Raw genomic sequence first — 21,122 nt, forward strand, 5'->3', positions numbered from 1 at the left:
GGCATTGGCCAGGCAATGATCAGGCACTACGAAGGGGCGGAACTGTGGCGGACATAGAGTCGGCGCGCAAGGCATTCGAGCGGTTCGATCTGAACGGCGACGGGCTGATCTCGGCCGCCGAGTACAAGAGCGTGATGGCTCAGCTCGGCGACCCCTACGTCACCGAGACGGTGGCCCAGGCCGTCATCAACTCGCACGACGCCAACGGCGACGGGCTGCTCACGTTCGACGAGTTCTGGGCGGCGCAGAACTAGGGTCGACGGCCCGGAGGACCCCCGGCCCGCGGGCCGGGGGCCGCCGTCAGGAGTTCCTGCGGTACGGCGCCCAGCCGCGCAGCTCCTCGTCGCGCGGGGCCCGCACCACGGCGGGCTTTCCGGGGCCGAAGCCCATCACCGGGCGCGAGTCGTCCCAGGCCGGCCAGCCGGGGTCGCCGGAAGCGGCGAACGCCACCCACGCCGCGTGCATCGCGTCGGCCAGCTCCTGCGGGGCTTCCTCGCCGGCCAGCGCCACCGCGTCGGGCTTGTCCAGTGTGTCGAAGACGAAGCCGATCTCCAGCGCGTGACAGGCGCCCAGCCGCAGCACCGGGGACGGCCAGCCGAACTCGTAGACATGGGTGCTTCCCGGGGCGTCGGCATGGGCGTCCGCCACCCGGTTCAGCGGGACCCGCAGCAGCAGATCGGTGGCGAGCGCGCCGAGCAGCTCACCCGGCATGGCACCCGGCCGGTTCGCCCGGTACGTACGCGTCGTGGCGCCCGGCACCTTGAACTTCAGCAGGGCCAGCCTGAGCTTGAACGCGGACAGCCGCTCGGTCAGACCACTGGGTACGAACCAGAGCCGGTACTCCTCGCTGTTCGAGCCCATCAGCAGATCGACGTCGGACGCGGCGCCGTCCAGCAGCGCTTCGAGCGGCTCGCGGGGCAACAGATCACCGTCCACCACGATCTGGAAGGAGTTCCCGCCGGTCAGCGGGGAGCCGCCGGCCGTCACCTCGGTCTGCGCGGCCAGCAGCGCGGCTGGATCCACCGCGGCCAGCGCCCCGGCCGTCGCCTCGACCCCGAGCCGCTTGGCGACCAGCTCCGTGGTGCGGCGGGCGGCCGCGCCCAGCGGCAGCGCGGTCGGCGCACCGCTCTGCAGCACCGCCCGCCGGAACAGGCCCCTTGCCCGCGGGGCGGCCAGCAGGGCGCCGATGCTGATCGCCCCCGCCGACTCGCCGCACACCGTGACCAGGTCCGGATCGCCGCCGAACGCCGCGATGTTGTCCCGCACCCAGGTCAGCGCCGCGATCTGGTCGAGCAGCCCCCGGTTGGCGGGCGCGTCCGGGAACACCCCGAACCCCTCCATGCCGAGCCGGTAGTTGACCGACACCAGGACCACACCGTCCCGGGCGAACGCGGTCCCGTCGTACAGCGGCACCGCCGACGAGCCGTGCAGCAGCGAACCGCCGTGGATCCAGACGAGTACCGGGAGCCCGGTGCGGTCCGGGGACGGTGTCCACACATTGAGGTTGAGGCAGTCGTCGCCCGCCACATCGGGGTCGGGCAGCAGCCGGTCCAGCGGCGGGTTGTACGGCCGCTTGGGCGCGGTCGGCCCGAACGCCACCGCGTCCCGCACCCCCTCCCAGGGCTCGGGCGGCTCGGGTGCCCGGAAGCGCCGGGCGCCGACCGGCGGGGCGGCGTACGGGATGCCGCGGAAGACGGCAACACCCTGCTCCAGCGTGCCGCGCACCGCCCCGTGGACCGTGCTGACCTGAGGTGACGTCCCGGGTATCGGAGAGGGTACGGCAGACATGTGATTCAGCCCTTCTGCGGCGCGATCGCGAACGGAGACCCGATATGTACCCGGTCCGGGGCCGCGTCGACCCGGACCGGCCCCGCGGGGGTGATCGGGCGGGGGATCAGGAGGAGGCCGTCAGGGCCCGCTTGAGGACCTTGCCGGTCGGTCCCAGCGGCAGCGAACCGGTGAACCGCACGATGCGCGGATACTTGTGCCGCCCGAGCCGCTCCCTGGACCAGGCGATCAGCTCCTCCTCCGTCATCGCGTCCGCCCCGGCACGCAGCACGACGACCGCGCAGATCTCCTCACCGCGCGCCTCGTCGGGCACACCGATCACCGCGACCTCGGAGACCGCCGGATGCCGGACCAGCACCTCCTCGACCTCACGCGGATAGATGTTGAAGCCGCCCCGGATGACCAGGTCCTTCTTCCGGTCGACGATGCTCAGGAAGCCGTCCTCGTCCCGGACCCCGAGATCCCCGGTGCGGAACCAGCCGTCGACCACCGCCGCGGCCGTCGCCGCCGGATCGTCGAGGTACCCGGCGAACACGTTGTGGCCACGCACCACGACCTCGCCGACCTCGCCGTCCGGGAGCAGCAGCACGGCGTCCTCCACCGCCGCGTCCGCCACACCGATCTCCACGCCCCACACCGGGTGGCCGACCGTGCCGGGGCGCCGGCCGAGCTCCGGCTGGTTGAAGGTGGCGACCGGGGAGGTCTCGGTCAGCCCGTAGCCCTCCAGGACCTGCGTCGCGAAGGTCTCCTCGAAGCGTTCGAGTACGGCGACCGGGAGGGCCGCGCCGCCCGAGACGGCCGCGCGCAGGGTGGGCCGACGCGTCGTGTCGTCCTGCGCCGCGGCCTCGACAAGGGCGTGGTACATCGTCGGTACGCCCATGAAGATGCTCACCCCTTCGGCGGCCAGCAGCTCCAGCGCGCCCGCGCCGCTGAAGCGCGGCATGAGGACGAGCGTCGCCCCGGCCCTGAGCGTCGCGTTCATCGCGCAGGTCTGCCCGTAGGTGTGGAACAGCGGCAGACAGCCGAGGACCACGTCGTCGACGTCCAGCCGCAGCAGGTCGTGGGCGATCACGGAGGCGTTCAACACGATGTTGAGGTGGGTGAGCAGGGCCCCCTTGGGCCGCCCGGTCGTGCCGCTGGTGTACAGGATCACCGCGGTGTCCTCCGGCGCCGCCGGCTCCGGCGCGAGCAGCGGGTCGCCGCCCGTCGGCACGCCCTGCACGGCCCGGACCCCTGCGGCGCGCGCCCCCTCCTCGGCGACCGGCCACATCGGACCGCCGCCGATCAGCGCGACGGAACCGCTGTGCCGCAGCACATACGCCACCTCGTCGGCCACCAGCAGCCCGTGCACCGGCACCACCGTCGCCCCGGCGGCGAGCGCGCCGAAGTACGCGTACAGGAAGTCCGCCGAGTTGGGCAGCAGCACCGCGACCCGGTCGCCCGGCCGGACCCCGGACGCCTGCAGCGCGCCCGCGCAGCGCAGCGCCCCTTCCCACAGCTCGCGGTAGCTGATGTGGGTGCCGGAATCGACCACGGCCACGCGGTCGGGATGCTTGCGGGCCGACTCGCGCAGGATGATGGCGACGCTGAGAAACATGACACGCTCCAGGAAACATGGCGTTCACACGGCTGCTCCTGCTCAGAATCGGCCGTGTCCCCACCTCGGCACAATGTGCAGGTGCCCACCATGCGTAACGCTCACCTGGGCAGCGGCCACTCGGAGCGGTACGCGACAAGGCATCCGCATAACGGGGGCGTTAATCTTCGGGCATGGCGCAGAATCCGGGTGCCCGAGCCCCCCGCACCGACGGCCACCGCCCCGACGACGACGGCGAGTTGCGCCGCGCGCTGGCCGTCGCCCTCCTGCCGGGGATCGACGAACTGACCCGGCGGGTCGTCGACGACATCCACGCGCACAGCGGTACGTATGCCTCCGGCTCGCCCGTCAGCCGGGACGACCTGTGGGGGATCTGCCGCGACAACCTGGTGCGTGCGCTGGAGGACTTCGGCGGGCTGCCGTCCAGTGAGGGCGACGGCGAGCACGCGGCGCGCGAGACGGGGCGACGGCGGGCGGAGCAGGACGTACCGCTGGACACCGTGCTCCAGGCCTACCGGCGCGGTGGCCGGGTGATGTGGCAGATGATGGCCGAGCATCTGCGGGCGACGCGCGGGACACCGGACGCCGTGGGGCCGGTCTCGGGCGACCGGGACACCGAGCTCGACATGGCGGGCGCCGTGTGGGAGACCATCGACCGCTACTCGCTGGTGATGGCGGAGTCGTACCGGCTGACCCAGCTGGAGATGCAGGGCAGGCAGGACACCCGCCGCGTCGCCCTCTTCGAGGCCCTGCTCGACGGGCGCGGCGACGATCCGGCGGTCGCGGCGGCGGCCTCCGCGGCGCTGGGCGTGCCGGTCCACGACCGGTACGTCATCGTCGTCGCCGCCCAGGACCCGGCCGCACCGCCCAACCCGGCACCCGTCCTCGACGACCACGGCATCTGGTCCTTCTGGCGCCCCAGGTCGGGCCGGTACGCGGGAATCGTGCGGCTGGCCGCGGGGGAGTCCGGTGTCCTGCTCGACCTGTTGCGGCACCACACCGGTGCCACCGCGGGCGTGTCACCGGAGTTCGACCGGCTCGCCCAGGCGGGCAGGGCCCTGCGGCTGGCCGAGCAGGCGCTGCGCACGCTGCCCGCCGGGAGCGGCGAGGCGGCGGCCTTCGACGACCGGCTCGCGGAGGTGCTCCTCGTCGGCCGGCCGGAGATCGCCGAGCGCATCGTCACCACACAGCTGGGCGGCGTCCTGGACACGGCGGCCGAACGCGACGTACTGCTGGGCACCCTCCGGGTCTGGCTCGACCACGGCTGCTCGGCGGCGCGGGCGGCCGAGCTGCTCTACTGCCACCGCAACACGGTCCTCAACCGGATCGGCCGGATCGCCGAACTCACCGGCCGTTCCGCGGAGTCGGGCGAGGTGCGGCTGGGGTGGGCGCTGGCCCTGCGGGCGCTGCCGCTGATGGGCGCCGACGACGAACGGGCGCCGATGGACGGTGACTTGGGCCGGGCCTGACCGTGCGGGCGGCCGCGCGGGACCGGAGGCCGTTGCCGGGCCTCCGGTCGTCGGCTCCCGCGCCGTGCCGACGACGGGTCAGGCCGCGAAGTGCTCCGACAGGGACTCCCGTTCGTCGACCTCGACGAGATCGGGACGGGTGTAGCGCTCCGCGCGGGCGTGGTAGTCGAAGTCGCCCCGGACCAGCCCGCGGTAGTCCTGCATACACCGCTCCAGCGCGGTCCGGGTGGGGCCCTGGATACCGGCCGCGTCGATTTCCTCGATCAGTTCCTTCTCGGCGCGCTGCACCCGCTGCGCGATCTCCGCGAGCTGCGCGCCGGCCTCGTCGACGGCCTCCTGGAGCGTGCATCCGCGATCACGCTGAATGAGGCGCACCGCATTGTGCTCGTATCCGAGCAGCGCCTCCTTCTCGAAGGAACAGATGTCGTTGCAGAGCCCCGAGTGATCGGTCACCGAGTTGCGCAGCGCGATGTACGCGGGAAGGCTCCGGGCCGATTCCGGAAGGTCGATTCCGGCGGTGATCTCATGGAGATCCAGGAAGGGCTGCATGGCCACCGAATCCCGGCGGTGCTTCACGAATTCGGTACGGCTCGGCGCCTGCCCGGCGGCCCGCTCCACGGCCTCGGCGTAGTAGGTCCACAGCCAGGCGACCGTGTCCCGCCGGAACTGCCGGATCCAGCGCGCCGAGCGGTTGCGGTACGTCCGGGTCCGCAGCCCCACGAGTGCGCGCTCCATGGCGCCGCGCGGCGGGCCGCCGTCGAGAACGGCGACCAGCCGGTCGATCGCCGCCTCGCACATGCGCGGATCACGTCCGGCGGGCCCGTCGTCGAACTCGTCGTCGACGAGGAAGGCCCAGAAGAGCCACTGGCAGAAGAGATCGAGATGCTGCTGCGAGGCGGAAGGGAATATGAGGGATATCCAGAGTTCGGGCCTTGTCCGGATCATCTTCTTCCGGGCCACCGGGGAGAGCACGAGGTCATTGGATTCGGCCCATTCCCATGCGGCCTCCCTGGTCGCCTCGATGCCGGGATTGCATCCGGTGCTCTGGAACGGCATATGAAACGCTGGCAGCGCAATCTGGCTCATTGGTGCCCCTCGTCGAAACGATTCGGATGAACGATACGAACGGGTATCCGGTCGGACTCACGTGTCGGCGCCGGGTACGCATCGGGGGACGGGCCGCCCGCACCCACCGTCTCTGGCCAGAGGATCACCGAGCGAGACGAGGCAGTCATCCCTGCTCACTCTCCTCCGCCGGGGTTCGGGGCATCGGGGGCGGGCCCGCGGGCCCGCGGTGGCAATCGCCCTTGGCTCAGGACGGTGGCATCACCATGCGTGACACCCAGTCAACCGCCTGTGGCGGTAAGAGGGAAGTCGTTTGTGACCGAAACTGCCTGATCGTCAGGAACGACTGAACATCTCTGAGCAGTTGGTGACCTCTTGTGGTGATCGCCTGTCGATGGCGCAGCCGTCCGGGCCGCCGTCCACGCCGTCGATTTCACGCCGCCCCGCTGCGCTGCCCCGCCCCCGGGCATGCCGACGGCCCCGTACCGGATACCCGGTACGGGGCCGCACGGTGTCGTCTCGCTCAGGCGCCCTTCAGATGCCGCATCAGCCGCTCGAAGTCCTGCCAGCCGGACAGGTCCGACGGGTCACCCGGCAGCGGGTAGTACAGCGCCGGACGGGACCTCGGGCCGAGCTGGACCGGCGGCTCGGCAAGCGGGGTGCGCCGGGCGCGGTCGCCGGGCATCTCGCGCACCTCCTCCGCGCCGAGCACGAAGGCCAGCGGGACCCCAGGCCCCTCGAAGCGCGGCGGCACCGCCAAGTCGCGGCGGGCCTTGCGGAGTTGGACCAGCATCGACTGCAGGTGATGACGGGTGGCGAGCACCTCGGCCACCCGGGGCAGGGCGTCCAGCGGGGGTTCCTCGCCGGGGCCGTAACCGAACGCCAGCGTGACGTCCTCCTCCACCCCCGCCTTCGTACGGCTGATGCGGACCGTGGCCAGGCCCGGCCGGTCCGGGCTGCCGACCACCACGAGCCAGGTCGGCGCGGGCGCCCGGTCGAAGGCGACATCGGTCAGCCGGCGCAGCGACCACGGCAGGTTGGCGGGCTCGGCGGTGCCCCACCCCGCCGGAGCCTGCCCCGTCAGCTCCTGCCACACCGACTCCAGGGCCCCGCCCAGCACCAGCCGGTCGTCCGCCGGGTGGACCGTGCGGAACGAGATCGCCAGCTGACGCTCACCGGTGTTCGCGACCTCCTGGTAGGAGGCGGCCACCGGGGTGCGCGGGTCCTCGGGGGTGGCGTCGGCCGCCTCGACCGTCGCGAACATGCCGTTCTGCCAGCGCAGTACGGCACCGGACAGGCCGTCGTAGTAGCCGTCCTTCTCGTCCTGCACCACCCAGCGCGACGGCCAGCCGCTCAGGCTGTTGCGTACCGCGGGGGAGAGCGTGGCACCCGGCGACGTGACGATCTGGAGCCCCAGCTCGGCATTGGCCGCGGCCCGGAACGCGTCCGAGAGCCAGGCCGTCATGGCGATCACCGGACGGTCCTGGATGATGACGGCCACCTTGTCGGTGAGTGCGTCGACGGCGGGCTGCGCGGCGGCGGGCGTGGGCGCGACGCTCACGCCCTCGGTCTTCACCACCGCGAGGGAACGCGCGGCCTCGGGTGGCCAGGCGGAGCCCCCGGCCAGCGTGGCGATCCGGGCGGCGAAGGTGCCCGCGAGCAGTTCGGCCTCCTCGACACCGGTGGTGGCACGGGCCTCCGTCCACCAGAACGGGACCGGGGGCGCGGTGGCCCCGAGTAGCCGCTCGGCCTCGCCCGCGACCTGCACCAGCAGCGGCGCCTCGATGGAGACGAGCGGCCGGCCCTGATCGTCGCAGAGCTGCACGACGGCATCCTCGCCCGCCGTCCCCACCAGTTTGTCCGGGCCGCCCGCGAGCAGAGCCGCGAGCACGGTCAACGGGTCGGGCATGCGCGGGGTGAGGGCGATGACGTCCTTGGTCATGTGGTCGGCCGTTCCTTCTTCGTCCGGGTGCGGATGTGCGGTGGGGCGCGGCCCGCGTATGCGGGACCGCTCCCCGGCCCGTCACTCCGCGGTGTACACGGTCTGGATCAGACGGTTGGGCTGGCCCCTGCGGATGAACACACCGCGGCCCGGCGGCTGCTGGGCCGCGTACACGCCGGGGAACAGCTGGCCCTCGCTGCGGTCGCCCGCCATCAGGAGCGCCGAGGCCCCCGACTCGCGCAGCCCCAGCACCAGCGGGTCGTACATGCCTCGTGAGGCACCCGCGACCCGGCGCGTCAGCACGAAGTGGAGCCCGATGTCGACGGCGGACGGGATGTACGGCAGGAACGGGTCGAGCGGCGACTGGCCGGCCGTGGTCAGTACGTCGTAGTCGTCGACGAGGATCACGATCCGCGGACCGCTGCCCCAGCTGCCGGGCTCCAGGTCCTCGGTGTCCGCCCGGTCGTCCGGCAGCCGCTTCTCCAGCTCGGTGGCGATACCGGCGGCCAGACCCGCACACATCTTGGGGTTGTACGCGTAACCGCCGCGGAACTCCTCGGGGATCGCACCGCGCAGACCGCGCCGCGGGTCCATGACGGCGAAGACCAGCTCCTCCTCGCCGTAGCGCTCGATCAGCCCACCGGCGACGGTCTTCAGCAGGTTCGTCTTGCCGCACTCGCTGTCGCCCATGATCAGCAGATGCTGGTCGTGGTGGAACAGGTCGAGCACGGCGGGCGCGAGCGCCGTCTGGTCCAGGCCGATCGGCACCCGCTTGGGCTCGGCGACCGGGCCCGGCAGCAGGTGCGGCTCCAGGATGTGCGGCAGGATCCGCACCGGCTGGGCGACCTCGCCGCTCCAGGTGGCGCGGACCGTGCGGGCCGTGTGCTCCAGGACGGCACCCAGGTCCGAGACGTCCGCGAGACCGTCCGTGCGCGGCAGCGCGACCTGCGCGAAGAGCTTGCCGTCGGTGAGGATGCGGCCCGGCTCGTCGGGCGACAGGGTCTGCGCGAGCTTGCGGTCGATGCTGGACTCGCTGGGGTCGTTCAGCCGCAGCTCGACCCGGGTGCCGAAGTTCGACTGGGTGGCGATGCGTACGTCGTTCCAGCGGAGCATGCCCGCGACGACATGGATGCCGTAGCCGCCACCGCGCTTGAGGATGTCGACGACGGCGTCGTCCAGCTCGTCGAAGTCGTCGCGCAGCGCACCGAAACCGTCGATGATCAGCACGATCTCGGCCGAGGCCAACTGGGGCAGCCGGCCCGCCGAGTGCAGCGAACGCAGCTGCTCCACGGAGTCGATGTTGTGCTCGCGGAAGAGCTCCTCGCGGACCGCGAGCATGCCCCGCACCTCCTCGACGGTGCGACCCGCGCGCTCCCGGTCCGCACGGCCGGCGACCCCGCCGACGTGCGGCAGCCCCGACACGGCCTGGAGACCACCGCCGACCAGGTCGAGGCCGTAGACGCCGACCTCCTGCGGGGTATGGGTCAGCGAGATCGCCAGAGCGAGCGTGCGCAGCAGCGTCGTCTTGCCGGCCTGCGGACCACCGATGATCGCGGCGTGACCGCCCGCCACGGTGAGGTCCAGGTACCACTGGCCCTGCCACTGCTTGGTCGGGTCGTCGAGCAGACCGAGCGGCACCTGGAGCGGACCGCGCCGCTTGGCGAGCTGCATCCCGCGCGGGCCCACGTCCAGCGGCCCCGCGACCTTGTCCAGGGCGACGGCGTCGGGCAGCGGCGGCAGCCAGATACGGCGCACCGGACCGGCCGCCTGCTGCAGCTGGTCGACGATGACACCCATCTCGGTCGGCCCGGTCTCGCGGCGCCGCACCTTCGGCTCCTCGCCCGAACTCTCCGGCTCGGCCAGGGTGTTGAACGCCTCGTACTCCAGGGCGAGCGGACCGGCGTCCTCCTCCTGCGTACGCTGCACCGGGCCCCGGTACGCGCCCGAGACATAGCTCGCCTTGAAGCGCTCGTAGTGGCTGGTGTCGACCTTCAGATAGCCGAAGCCGGGCAGCGGCGGCAGATGGAAGGCGTCCGTGGTGTCCAGGACCGTACGCGACTCGTCGGCGGAGAACGTACGCAGACCGAGCCGGTACGAGAGATAGGTGTCCAGGCCCTTGAGCTTGCCGCCCTCGATGCGCTGGCTGGACAGCAGCAGGTGCACACCGATGGAGCGGCCGATCCGGCCGATGGACAGGAACAGGTCGATGAAGTCCGGCTTCGCGGTGAGGAGTTCACCGAACTCGTCGATCACGACGAACAGATGCGGCAGCGGGTCCAGATCGGGCCGCCGGTCCGCGCGCAGCGCCGCGTAGTCACCGATGTCGGCGACATTGCCCGCGTCCTTGAGCACCTGCTGGCGGCGCTTGACCTCACCCGCGAGCGAGGCGTGCACCCGCTCGACGAGGCCCGCCTGGTTCTCCAGGTTGGTGATGACACCGGCCACGTGCGGCAGCTCCGCGAACGGGGCGAAGGTCGCACCACCCTTGTAGTCGACCAGGACCAGCGCGAGGTCCTCCGGCGGGTGCGTGGCCACCAGGGCGAGGACCAGGGTGCGCAGCAGCTCCGACTTGCCGGAACCGGTGGCGCCGACACACAGCCCGTGCGGCCCCATGCCCAGCTCGGAGGACTCCTTCAGGTCCAGGAGCACCGGCTGGTGGGAGTCGCTGATACCGATCGGCACCCGCAGGAAGGCGCGTTCGCCGCGCGGCGCCCACATGCGCGAGAGGTCGAGCTGCGCCACGTCGTCGATGCCGAGCAGGTCGGCGAAGTCGACGGGCCCGGACAGCGGGGCGTCCACGAGCGATTCGGCGGACAGCCGCATCGGAGCCAGCATCCGGGCCAGCCCCTCGGCGAACGGGATGCTGACCTCGTCCACGGTGCCGTGGGCGCTGATCGGTTCCTGCTCGCGCAGGTCCTCGATGACCACCCCGTCGCCGTCGACGGTGATCCGTACGCTGACGTGTCCCGGCTCCTGGACCCGGTGTTCGAGCAGGTGGAGCACGCTGACGCCCATCTCGCGCAGCCCGACCGCGTCGTCCGGACGCGGCAGGTCGACGGCGTCCTCGCCGTGCCCGTCGGTGACGACGAGCAGCCGGGACGTCATGGACAGCGCGTCCTTCCCGGACAGACCGCGCCGCACCTCGGCCGCGTACGAGGCACGACGGCGCAGCTCCGGACCGATCTGGCGGGAGAGCTGGGGCGCGGACGGGGCGATCCGGCGGGCCGCGACAGGGCCGTCGAACTGCTCGGTGTCGAGCAGGTGCGGCAGCCACTTGGCCCACTCCCAGTCGGCCAGCCGGTCACCGGGCACGGCGAGCGCCATCGCGACGTCGTCGGGGGCGTGCGTGGCGGCGGTCTGGACGAGCACGGCGCGCGCGATGCGCAGACAGTCCTCGCGGGGGCCGATGACACTGATGTTGCCGACCCGGTCGAGCGGGACGGTGAGCGGGAGTTCGGTGCCGGTACGGAAGCGGTCCATCAGCGCGGACGCCTCGTTGAGCATGAAGGTGTCGGGCGGCGAGAGGACGGACGAGCCCTGCTGGGCGACCGTCAGATCGCGTACCGGCATCTCACCCGTGCCGACGCGTACCCGCAGGAAGTCGCCGTCGAGCCGGCGCCGCTCCCAGACCCGGGCCGGGTCGCGCACTATGTCGTACAGGGCGTGCGGCGGCGGATTGAGGACATCGGCGCGCTCGGCCCGCCGACGCTCCTCGACGGACAGCTCCTCGCGCAGATCCTCCAGATAGGCGAGGTAGGCCTCGCGCTGGGTACGGCGGGTGCGCTGGGCCTTGCCGCGCTGCGAGAAGACCAGCGCCACGGAGCCGATGATGGTGACGACCAGGATGATCGCACCGAGCCCGGCGAACTGACTGTTGCGTACGACCGTCATCATCACGACGGAGGACATCACACCGGCGACGGGCAACAGCGACATCGCGATGTTGCCGGACTTGCCCTCGGGCAGGTTCGGCGGGGCCTCGATGGTGCGCGCCTCGGAGGCGGCCGGCGGCCGGGTGGTCCTGGCCGGGCGGTGGATCAGTCGGGTACTCATCGTCGTCCGTCACTCGGGGTCGGGCCAGGTCGTGTCCGCAGAGTCCCACCTGGCCCGCGACGCCTGGCACGCGCACTCGCCGCGTTGTCGGAGTCGTCCTCGTACGCCCAGTACGAGGACGATCCTCCGCCTTGCGATTGCACGCACCAGACGCCGCGGGCCACGCCCTGCGGGCGTACGACGGGACTCTGCGGACACGACCTGGGCATCGGGATCAGTGGGTGCTGCCGATCGGTGATCAGTGGTGCTGCTGGGAGAGCCGGAACACGTCCGCGGCGAGGCGGGTGGCGGCCTCCCTGGTCGCGTGCGCCAGGAGTTCGGTACGGATCTCGCCACCGGCCGCCAGATGCCGGTCGTACGGCAGCACCTGGACACTCGCGCCGGTGGCCTTCAGCTTCTCCACGGCCTCGTCGAGGTCGAGTCCGGGGTGCGGCACCAGTTCGCTGAGCACGACGACCGTGCCGGCGATCACCTGCCGGGGCAGCGACTGCATCCACGTCAGGACCGCGTACGTGCTGGTGACGCCCTCCAGCGTGGCGGGGGCGGCCAGCACCCGGGCCTGGGCGGCGGACAGCGCGACCCGGGCGACCTCGGCGGGCAGCGTCTCGCAGTCGACGACGGTGACGCCGAAGTAGCGGCGCAGCGACACCATGACCCGCTCGTACGCCCTGCTGTCCAGCATCGCGCCGATCTGGCCCTGACTGCCGGGCAGCAGCCAGGCGTTGCCGGGGAGCTGGACGAGATAGCCGGTGATGTCCAGCAGCGACATCTGCGGCTCGATGATGTCCGCCAGGTCACCGGTGGTCCAGCGCAGTGTCTCGGCACCGAGCCGCAGCGGCAGCGAGCCGAGCGCCGGGTCGGCCTCGACGAAGAGGACCGGGTCCTGGCGGTAGTGCGCGTACGTGGTGCCGAGCAGCGCGGCCACGGTCGACTTGCCCGCGCCGCCCCGGATGGAGGTGACGGCGATCTGCCGGCCGGTCGTCACCGGCTGCTGGAGCAGCTCGGCGGTGGCGGTGGTACGGGCGACCTCGCGCGCGGCCGACGAGGACACGCTCACCCGCAGGGCGCGCGCCGCCCGCGCGGTGAACGGCTCGCCGCGCCGCGCCTTGCGCCCGACGGCGGCCAGCTGCCGGTCCACCACGGGCCGGGAGTCGGGGGTGTGGTGGGGCCGGGTGCCCGGGGTGTACGCGGCCTGCGCCTGGGGCCGGTCCTGCTGCGGCTGCCCTACGGGGTGGGCGGCCACGGCCTGCTGTTCCTGGTAACCGGGGTACTGCTGCTGGGGCTGCTGCTGTTCCTGGTGGCCGGGGTACTGCTGCTGAGCCGGCTGCTGCTGTTCCTGGTAACCGGGGTACTGCTGTTGGGGCTGCGGCTGTCCCTGATAGTCGAGGTGCTGTTGGGGCTGCTGCTGTTCCTGATAGCCCGGGTACTGCTGGGGCTGCGGTTGTTCTTGTTGGTGGCCGGGGTACTGCTGCTGGGGCAGCTGAGGCTCCTGGTAGCCGGGGTACTGCTGCTGGGGTGTCCCGTAGGCGTGGGCGTTCTGCGCGGGAAGGCCGGGGCCCGGCACGGCGGCACCGTTCGGCTGACCGGCCTGATCGCCCTGGCCCTGCGCGGGGGCACCGTACTGCTGACCGCCGGGGCCCTGCCGGCCCTCCTGAGCGGAGCCGCCCCTCATGGCGCGCAGCACATCGCCCTGCCAGTTGTCTTCGTTCGGCATGTCTGCCCTTCTTTTTCGCCCTGCTGCCCCGCCCGGAGCACCTGCGCGTCGACTCAGAACTTGTTGAGCAGCTGTCCGTACACGCCGAACACACCGACGGCGAGCGGGAAGAGCCCCACCACGCCGATGGATTCGACCAGATCGGCCATGCGCCGCAGCCGGACCTGCACGTGCTCGGGCGGCTGCACCGCCAGGACGAGCAGTGGCAGCACCGCGGCCACGCACAGCAGGGCGAGCGGTCCGGCACCCCCGGCGTGCTGCATCCACAGCATGACGAGACGCACGACCAGGATCGCGGCAGCGGCGAAGAGCGCAACGACCTCGGCGACCAGCGGGAAGGCCCGCGCCCGGGAGAGCAGCACGAGGGCCACCAGCGAGGGCAGCGCCACGGTCCACACGGACGGCTTGTCGGCCAGGGTGAGCAGCCAGCCGCCGGCCGCCGCGGAGACCGCGGTGACCACCGTCGCCAGGGCGAGGCCGCGGTGGGTGGCCGCCAGGGCGTTGCCCACCTGGTGACGGCTGACGGAGGTACCGCCGGAGCGGCGGTCGTCGAGCGCGGTGAGCCCGGAGGCCGCCAGCGCCAGCCGGGGAAGCAGGCCGAGCAGTACGACGGAGAAGACGGCCATGACGGCGCCGAGCCGGGCCAGGTCGTCCTGGACGGCGGCGACGGCCTCCCACACCACGGTGATCGCGGTGGTGGCGACGGCGCCGATGAGCCCGCCGCGGCCGAGCGGCGAGAAGTAGCCGAGGAGCACCAGCGTCAGGACCAGCGCGGCGGCGACGGCGGCGAGCCGCGCGGTTCCCGACCAGTCGTAGGCATCCGCGGCGGTCCAGGCGGTGAGGATGCCGAGGCTGCCGGAGGCGAGCAGGAGCGCGGTCGCCAGACCCCGGTTGCCCTGCCCGATCTTCGCGATGAGCGCACCGGCCGCCAGCAGGACGAGCGTCGCGGCCGCGAGAGCGGCGGTCAGCGCGTCCAGGGCGAACTCACGCCGGGCGAGCAGCGCGGCGACCACCGCGAAGGCCACGGACGCGACACCCGCACTCGTCCGGCGCGCGGCGGGACGCCAGCGCCAGGCCTGCAGATCAAGGTCGTCGGCCACCAGGTCGGTGACGTCGTGCACGACCGGGGCAGGGGGCGCGGAGTGGGCCCGGACGAGCCGGAGCACCGCACCGTCCGCGATCCCGGCCGAGGACAGCGTGCTGTCGTGCGGGAGCGCGGAGCCGTCCGAGGTGATCAACTGCCGTGTCATCGGGCGTGCCGCCGCCCGGTCGTCCAGCAACTGCAGAATGTCCGGCAGTAGCTGCCCGATCGGGGTGTCGGACGGCAGGACGATATCGGCCCGGCGTCGCTCACCGACCAGAGTCACCCGGCTGAGCTGCGCTCGGGAAGTCGTTGCTGTGCTCACCACTTTACGGGAACCTATCATCGCGACGTTTTGAGGAGTCGGGCAGCTTGGCGTGCCCATGCTACTAGCGCCTTCTCGGTCCCCTTTGCGGGGAACTCTTTCTGAATTCGCCGGAGTTACCGACTTACTGGGGATTCTTCGCCGATTCCCCGGTTTTATCCGGTTGCGCCGTTTTCGCCGGCTGCTGGTACTGCTGTTCCTGGCGCTGCTGCTTCTGCTGCTCGGCCTTCTGTTTCTCCATCATGTTCTGGACGAAGGACCATCCCACACATCCCGCGCACAGCACGGCGGTGATGGCGATCCCCGCGAACACCTTTCCGAGCCGCTCGTCCGCCGTGCGCCGTGCCCGCTGCGCGCCGAACAGCAGTGCGTCGCGCATCCTGCGCCGGCGTACCGCCACCGACTCCAGAAGCTGGCTGTCGTAATCCCGTGCCATTCGTCTCGTCGTCCGTTGCCTCAGTCGTACGTTGCGTCGGTCATGGTCGCTGCATCATCACCCGTCGGCGCGAGGAACGGCGGCCGGGGCCGGGTCACTCCCGCGCGCTCCGGGGGAGCGGCATTTTCCGCATCATCCGGCGGGCACCGTACGGGAATCCCCTAATTCACTCCTGCAACATAAGGCATGGGTGAGCAGGCAGTACAGCCCAGGTTGCGGCACGAGCGAGCACGGCGAACGGGCATTCCGTATTCGTCAGGGATCGTCACGCGAGCCGTCGGCCACGGCCTCGTACCAAGCGCACAACGACTCGGCCACGGCGTCGAGAAGACCGTCCCTCGCCGCCTGGGCGATCGTTCCGTCGGAGAATCGTTCCCCGCGCACCACGGCCGTGGCCGCGCGCACCGCGTCGGCCGGACTCAGCCGTCCGTCGGCGGGCACGGCCGGCGGCGGGTTGTCCCGCCACAGGTACGCGGGCGTCACCGCGCCGACAGCGGGCAGTGTGCGCATCAGGCGTTGGAGCCGCTCGCTGTGGAGCGGGTAGCTCATCCGCCAGGTGCCGTCGGGCTGCTGCCCGCCCTCGGACCACCGCACATCGCGGTCCTCGTCCGTGAGCGCGGCGAGCGCCTCCCTCAGCTCGCGCCACGCGTCGGCGTTCTCGCGGTCGAGCCGATCCAGCAGACGCCGGTCGTCGGCCTCGGTGACGACGCCGGCCAGCTCCGTGAGCGCGGCCAGGGACGGGGCCGCGGTCACGGAGCCCGGGACGACATGGCTGACGCGCCTCGGGTCCGAGCCGCGGACCAGCTCGGCGAGCGCGGCCGTGGGTACGAGCCCGCGCGCCTTGGCGGCGTTGAGCTTTGCGGACCACTCAAGCCCTTCGGCGAAGCCGGCCGCGTCACCGGCCGGCCGCAGACACCATCCGGCCGCGTCGTCCTCGTCATTGGCCCACAGGTAGCCCATCGCCTCGCCGCGGGAGTTGGCGACGGTGAGGTGGTGGACCGGTCTGTCGGTCGTGTTGCGGTAACGCGGTGCGTCAGCCCGGTTCACCATGACTCACTCCTGCCCCGGACCGCCTGGTTCTCGGTTCATCGGGATCCGGTGAGCCTCTTCGTCGTCGATTCGATGAAGGCGGCGGCCTCGATCTCGGTGATCTGGACGTGGTCGACCTCGTTGTGGCCGAGTTCGTACAACCTGAGGTATTCCGTCGGTTCCCAGCGGAGGTTGCGCGTGAACGCCTCGTCGTACGTCCGGCCGTCGTCGACCCGCCGCCGGACGATGCCGCGCGGGCTGCTTCGTGGGTAGCCTTCGCTGATCTTCGCGTAATACGTGATCTCGCCCTCGGCATCAAGAGCGTCGAGCGTGGCCGGTGCAAGCGTGAGGAAAGGGGGCGCGGAGAGGTAGCTCGACAGCTCCGCAAGCTGGATCATCGCACCATTGAGGTCGATGAACTCCTCGACGAAGAACCCGCCGCCCCGTTCGTACAGGGCCAGCAGCGGCTCGTAGGGATCCGGGAGATCCGGCAGATCGACCTTGCTCTCGGCACCGAGCGCCGCCCAGCGGACAGCCCCCCGGCACGTCGTTTCGACCGAGAAGGGGCCGACTCCTCTCAGGACCTCGTCGAGCTCGGCGGCGATGTCGTCGGGTGTCCGGACGGTGGGGTCGACATGCTCCGCCAGGTCGAAGAACGGCCAGGACTGCTCGGCACCGTAGTGGTGCGCCCAGAGAGCTGCCCGGCGCAGGTACTCCCGCATCAGGCGTGCGCGGGAGTTCTCGTGGCGGTAGGCCTCGTCCACATCGGACCAGTCGACGGCACGCAGTCGCTCAAGCACCGGGCGTGCGGGATGAGTCACTTGAGGTCCAGCCCCTTTGCTCGAAGTTCCTGGAAGATACCCTTCACCAGGTCGTCGATATTCGACAAATCGTCCGCCAGCGTCACCTTGGGATGCTTGAGCCCCAGCCGCTGCCAGGCCCCTCCGAAGCCGCCGCGCACAGGGTTGGGCGACAAGTCATGGGCACCGGCCGCACTGAGACTCTTGGGTGACCGCCGGCTGTAGGTGCCGTCCTCGTCCAGGCGCCACAGCCCCGTCTGGTCGTGGAGGTACGGCAGGCCGGACTTCATCAGCCGGCTCTCGACGTACTCGTGCGTCATGAGGTTCTTGAACTCGGCGATCTTCGCCTCGGAGAGGGTGCCCTTCCGCGCTCCGTCCCACATCGCCGCGATGTCGTCCCGCGGTGTGAAGAGCCCACGCCTCACGTCGCCGGGCTGCACGACAACATCGTGCTGCGAGCGGATCATGTGGCTCTTCACTTCGCGGAGCACGGACTCGTCGACACCGGTGTTCCGCGCCATTTCCGGCAGGTCGACATGGTTCGGTGTGGCCCGCAGCTGCTCGTAGATCCCGGCCGCGTAATCCGAGGGCTGATGCACCCAGCCGGCGCCGCTCCAGCCGCCGTTGGGGCCGTGGGTGTACGGACCGCCGTCGTCGTCGGCCCGCGCTCCGTCCGCCGCATCGTCCCCGGCGTCCGCGGCGTCGTCTCCGACGTGTGCGGCGTCGTCTCCGACGTGTGCGGCGTCATCGCCCAGGCGCCCGACGTCGTCTCCCACCGACCCGACACCGTGGGCTGTCGAGTCCACGTCCTTGCCGAGTGCGGACACGACGTCGTCGACGCTGCGCCCGCCGATCGTGATGGCACCCGCGTCGTGCGGCACCGGCACCTTGCCGAAGAGCTCCGACTGCTCGGCCTTGATCGCGGCCAGTTCGTCCGGGGAGACGCCGGGCAGGCGCTCCTTCTCGTACAGGACGTGGCCGTCCATCTTGGCCGCGAAGCTGTCCGCGGTGTGGAACTGCAACTCGAAGGTCTGGCCGCTGATCGGGTCGCGCCAGGTCGAGTTGATGCCCTTGTAGCCGGTGGAGTCCCAGGTGTTCTTGAACGTGACGTTCTCGAAGCCCTTGGCCTGCAGGTCGTCGATCGCCTGCTGCACACCGTGGGTGTAGCTGTTGCTCGGTACCTCCATCGTGTAGCGGATGGAGTCCTTGATGTCGCCGAGGGCCCGAGCGGGGTCCATGCCGACGTCTTCGAGCATGTCCGTGGCGAGCTTGCGCTTGAGCGAGTCCTCGCCCTTGAGGCGGTACTCGAGGCCGATAAGCTTACCGTTGTCGACCTTGCCCGCGATGCCCTGCATCGACTCGGTGATACGCGGTTCCGCCTCGGTGGACCGGCGCATGAAGTCGTCGGCCGCCGCGTTCGCCTCGCGGTCCAGGCGCAGACCGTTCTCGCCCGCCCAGGAACCGTCGGGCAGGTTGCCCCGGGGGCCGTCGGGGACGACCCCGCCGGGAACACCGCCGTCGCCGCCATGAGGGGGACCCGGAAGGTCGGATCCGGGACCGTCCGGAACGTGGTCGCCGCCCGTGGACGGCCCGTCGTGGCCGTGGCTTCCGGGACCGTCGTGACCGCCGCCGACCGGGTCTTCGTGGCCGCCGCCGTGACCGCCGTTGCCGTCGCCGTGGTGTCCGCCGGTGGGCGGTTCGTGGCTGGCGGAGGGGCCGTGCCCGAGGTCGTCCGCGTGGCCTCCGGGCAGGTGGTCGCCCGCGTTGCCGCCCGGGAGATGGTCGCCTGCGTGACCGCCGGGGAGGTTGTCGCCGGTGTGGCTGCCCGGCAGGTCGTCGCCGAAACGGCCGGTGTCGCCGAGGTCGCTGCCGAGGTGGACGGCGTTGTCGCCGACGTGGGCCGATACGTCGGCGGTGTGGGCGCCGACGCCGACCAGGGCGGGTTCCCTGACCGGGCTGTTGGTGTGCGGGGTGTCCGTGTGCGTGACGTCGGGCGAGGGCTCGACGGGGGCGTCGTCGGCCTTCTGGACGATGTCGCCGTGTTCGTCGAGGAGGTTGCCTTCGTTGTCGAAGTACTGGACGGGGACGTCGGTGTGGGTGGGGAGTTTGGTGGTGCCTTCGGGCAGGACGGGGACGTCGTCGGGAAGTTTGACGTTGCCGTCGGGGAGTTTGACGCCGCCTTCGGGGATGGCGGCGCCTTCGGGGAGGTGGACGGTGCCGTCGGGGAGGTGGATCGTGCCTTCGGGCAGGGTGATCGCGTCGTCGGGGAGCCTGGGGATCTCGATGTTGGTGATGCCCTTGAGGCCCTTGGTGATGTCGCCGATCTTGGACAGGCCCGCGCCGGCGCCCTTGGCGATGTAGGTCATGGGGTCGATGACCTTGCCGGCCTTGCCCGCGACGGACAGGACCTTCGCGACCGCGCCGGCCTTCCCGGCCCCTGCGGCGGCGCCGCCGGCGCCTCCGGTGAACACGGTGGTCAGGACGTTGAAGGTGACGGCGCCGGCTGCCCGGCCGGGGTTCTTGCCCCACTCGTCCCACGCGACCAGGGCTTTGCCGGTCTCCTTCATCGCGGTGCGTGAGTCGCGGAGCCAGGAGGGCAGTTTGTCGTCGGGCAGGGTCCAGAACAGGGTGCTGGCGCCGGGGACGGCGCTGATGACGAGGCCGGTCGCGAGCTGGGCCAGGCCCTTCCAGGCCTGTCCCATTGCTTCCCAGCCACCGAACCCGACCAGGGTTCCCAGGCCCTTGATGGTGCCCCAGATCCCGTCGACGATCAGTCCGTCCCAGACGAACGACTTGACCCAGTGGCCGACTTCGTACCAGTGGTGCTTCTCCTCGACCGGGTCGCCCCAGGGAAGCTTCGCGTTCTTCAGGTCGTCCGCGTTGAACCCGTACTGGTCCTTGCGTTCGGACCCGTCCCCGGCGACCATCTGTGTTCCGCCGAACAGCGCGGTGATCTTGTTGTGACAAGTGCGTTCGGCGGCCCAGAACGCGGCGACGGTCGCGGTGATGTCATCGCGGAGCTTGTTGTGCTCCTCGACCTTGTCCCCGTCGTACTCCCACTCGTCGTCGTCCTTGTTGTCGTTCACGAACGTCGTCGCGTCCGTCTTGAGCTGCGCGAGCTTCGTGACCAGCGGACGGATCTCCGTCGCGTAGTCCGACAACGAGGAGGCGACCTTCTCCAGATCGTCCGCGAAACCGTCCGCCCGGTCCTTCACCGGCTTCGTCGACGCGAACAACTGCTCCGCCTCCGGAGCCTTGTAGTACGCCGACAGCGCCTGGAAATGGGTATGGACGGACGAACCGGTGTCCCGGATATGACCCGCATCGGTCTTCAGACTCGCATGGTCCTTCTCCAGCTGACCCAGATCACCCGTGTACTGCGGAATCGCCTCAGGCTTGATCACCGCGACTGCACCCCCGGCTTCTTCGGATCCAGATCCACCGCACCGAGCGCCTTGCGCTGCGCCTCGGCGGCCATGTCGAGGTCACCGTTCAGGTACGCGGTCGTCGCGTCCACCGCACCCGTCAGGGACTTCCCCGCCCGTGCCGCGATGAACTTCAGATCCGGGGTGGTGTGCTCCGCGAACTTCGACAACGCCAGCGCGACCAGACCACCCACGGCCTGCTCCCCGCCCTTGCCGCCACCGCCACCGCCGTCGCCGCCGCCCTCGGCACTGATCGTGCCCGCACTCGACGCCGCCGACGACAGATGATCCCCGTACGACGTCGCGTGTGTCTGAATCTTCGACGCGACCTCACCCGTCGTCTTCAGCACACCCTGAATACCTTGCGGCTTCAGATCCCACCCGGTCATGCGCTACCT

General features: G+C 71.1%; 14 protein-coding genes. 2 read left to right on the plus strand and 12 right to left on the minus strand.

Annotated elements, in window-relative coordinates; all coding sequences use genetic code 11:
- Positions 1 to 44: 44 nt before the first annotated feature.
- Complete coding sequence (locus tag OG978_RS28525; RefSeq protein ID WP_326767952.1) at positions 45 to 254, plus strand: EF-hand domain-containing protein; 210 nt, start codon at positions 45 to 47, stop codon at positions 252 to 254.
- A gap of 46 nt (positions 255 to 300) precedes the next feature.
- Here the strand turns inward: OG978_RS28525 and OG978_RS28530 are convergent, their stop codons facing one another.
- Together OG978_RS28530 and OG978_RS28535 are read right to left on the minus strand one after the other, a co-directional pair.
- Positions 301 to 1,788: a carboxylesterase/lipase family protein gene (locus OG978_RS28530; protein ID WP_326767953.1), complete on the minus strand. Its 1,488-nt coding sequence runs from the start codon at positions 1,786 to 1,788 to the stop codon at positions 301 to 303.
- A 106-nt stretch (positions 1,789 to 1,894) separates the two neighbouring features.
- Positions 1,895 to 3,385 carry a long-chain-fatty-acid--CoA ligase gene (locus tag OG978_RS28535; RefSeq protein WP_326767954.1) on the minus strand — a complete coding sequence of 497 codons (1,491 nt, stop codon included), beginning with the start codon at positions 3,383 to 3,385 and terminating at the stop codon, positions 1,895 to 1,897.
- Between the two features lie 173 nt (positions 3,386 to 3,558).
- Here OG978_RS28535 and OG978_RS28540 point away from each other — a divergent pair, with 173 nt between their 5' ends.
- Positions 3,559 to 4,854, plus strand: coding sequence for a PucR family transcriptional regulator (locus OG978_RS28540; protein ID WP_326767955.1), 1,296 nt, complete (start codon positions 3,559 to 3,561; stop codon positions 4,852 to 4,854).
- A gap of 78 nt (positions 4,855 to 4,932) precedes the next feature.
- Here OG978_RS28540 and OG978_RS28545 read toward each other — a convergent pair whose 3' ends face one another.
- From OG978_RS28545 to OG978_RS28590, 10 genes are all read right to left on the minus strand, one after another.
- On the minus strand, positions 4,933 to 5,910 hold the full coding sequence (locus OG978_RS28545; protein ID WP_326767956.1) for a terpene synthase family protein: 978 nt from the start codon (positions 5,908 to 5,910) through the stop codon (positions 4,933 to 4,935).
- Between the two features lie 532 nt (positions 5,911 to 6,442).
- Positions 6,443 to 7,861 carry a DUF6177 family protein gene (locus tag OG978_RS28550; protein ID WP_326767957.1) on the minus strand — a complete coding sequence of 473 codons (1,419 nt, stop codon included), beginning with the start codon at positions 7,859 to 7,861 and terminating at the stop codon, positions 6,443 to 6,445.
- Between the two features lie 81 nt (positions 7,862 to 7,942).
- The gene (eccCa, locus tag OG978_RS28555) at positions 7,943 to 11,914 is read right to left on the minus strand and encodes a type VII secretion protein EccCa (protein WP_326767958.1); all 3,972 of its coding nucleotides are present in this window, start codon (positions 11,912 to 11,914) and stop codon (positions 7,943 to 7,945) included.
- 238 nt (positions 11,915 to 12,152) lie between these two features.
- Positions 12,153 to 13,628, minus strand: a complete 1,476-nt coding sequence (locus OG978_RS28560; RefSeq protein WP_326767959.1) for a MinD/ParA family ATP-binding protein — start codon at positions 13,626 to 13,628, stop codon at positions 12,153 to 12,155.
- Between the two features lie 53 nt (positions 13,629 to 13,681).
- Complete coding sequence (gene eccD / locus OG978_RS28565; RefSeq protein WP_326767960.1) at positions 13,682 to 15,055, minus strand: type VII secretion integral membrane protein EccD; 1,374 nt, start codon at positions 15,053 to 15,055, stop codon at positions 13,682 to 13,684.
- Positions 15,056 to 15,158: 103 nt separating this feature from the next.
- Positions 15,159 to 15,413 carry a hypothetical protein gene (locus OG978_RS28570; protein ID WP_442817758.1) on the minus strand — a complete coding sequence of 85 codons (255 nt, stop codon included), beginning with the start codon at positions 15,411 to 15,413 and terminating at the stop codon, positions 15,159 to 15,161.
- 312 nt (positions 15,414 to 15,725) lie between these two features.
- Positions 15,726 to 16,520, minus strand: a complete 795-nt coding sequence (locus tag OG978_RS28575) for a DUF6508 domain-containing protein (protein ID WP_326767962.1) — start codon at positions 16,518 to 16,520, stop codon at positions 15,726 to 15,728.
- Between the two features lie 35 nt (positions 16,521 to 16,555).
- Positions 16,556 to 17,320 (minus strand): hypothetical protein, encoded by a 765-nt coding sequence (locus tag OG978_RS28580; RefSeq protein WP_326767963.1) that lies wholly within the window; start codon positions 17,318 to 17,320, stop codon positions 16,556 to 16,558.
- Positions 17,317 to 20,703, minus strand: coding sequence for a hypothetical protein (locus OG978_RS28585; RefSeq protein WP_326767964.1), 3,387 nt, complete (start codon positions 20,701 to 20,703; stop codon positions 17,317 to 17,319). The genes OG978_RS28580 and OG978_RS28585 overlap by 4 nt, the downstream gene beginning before the upstream one ends.
- Positions 20,700 to 21,113 (minus strand): DUF6507 family protein, encoded by a 414-nt coding sequence (locus OG978_RS28590; protein ID WP_326767965.1) that lies wholly within the window; start codon positions 21,111 to 21,113, stop codon positions 20,700 to 20,702. Before OG978_RS28590 ends, OG978_RS28585 begins: the two co-directional genes overlap by 4 nt.
- Between the last annotated feature and the right edge of the window lie 9 nt (positions 21,114 to 21,122).

Source organism: Streptomyces sp. NBC_01591, assembly GCF_035918155.1.
GTDB lineage: Bacteria > Actinomycetota > Actinomycetes > Streptomycetales > Streptomycetaceae > Streptomyces.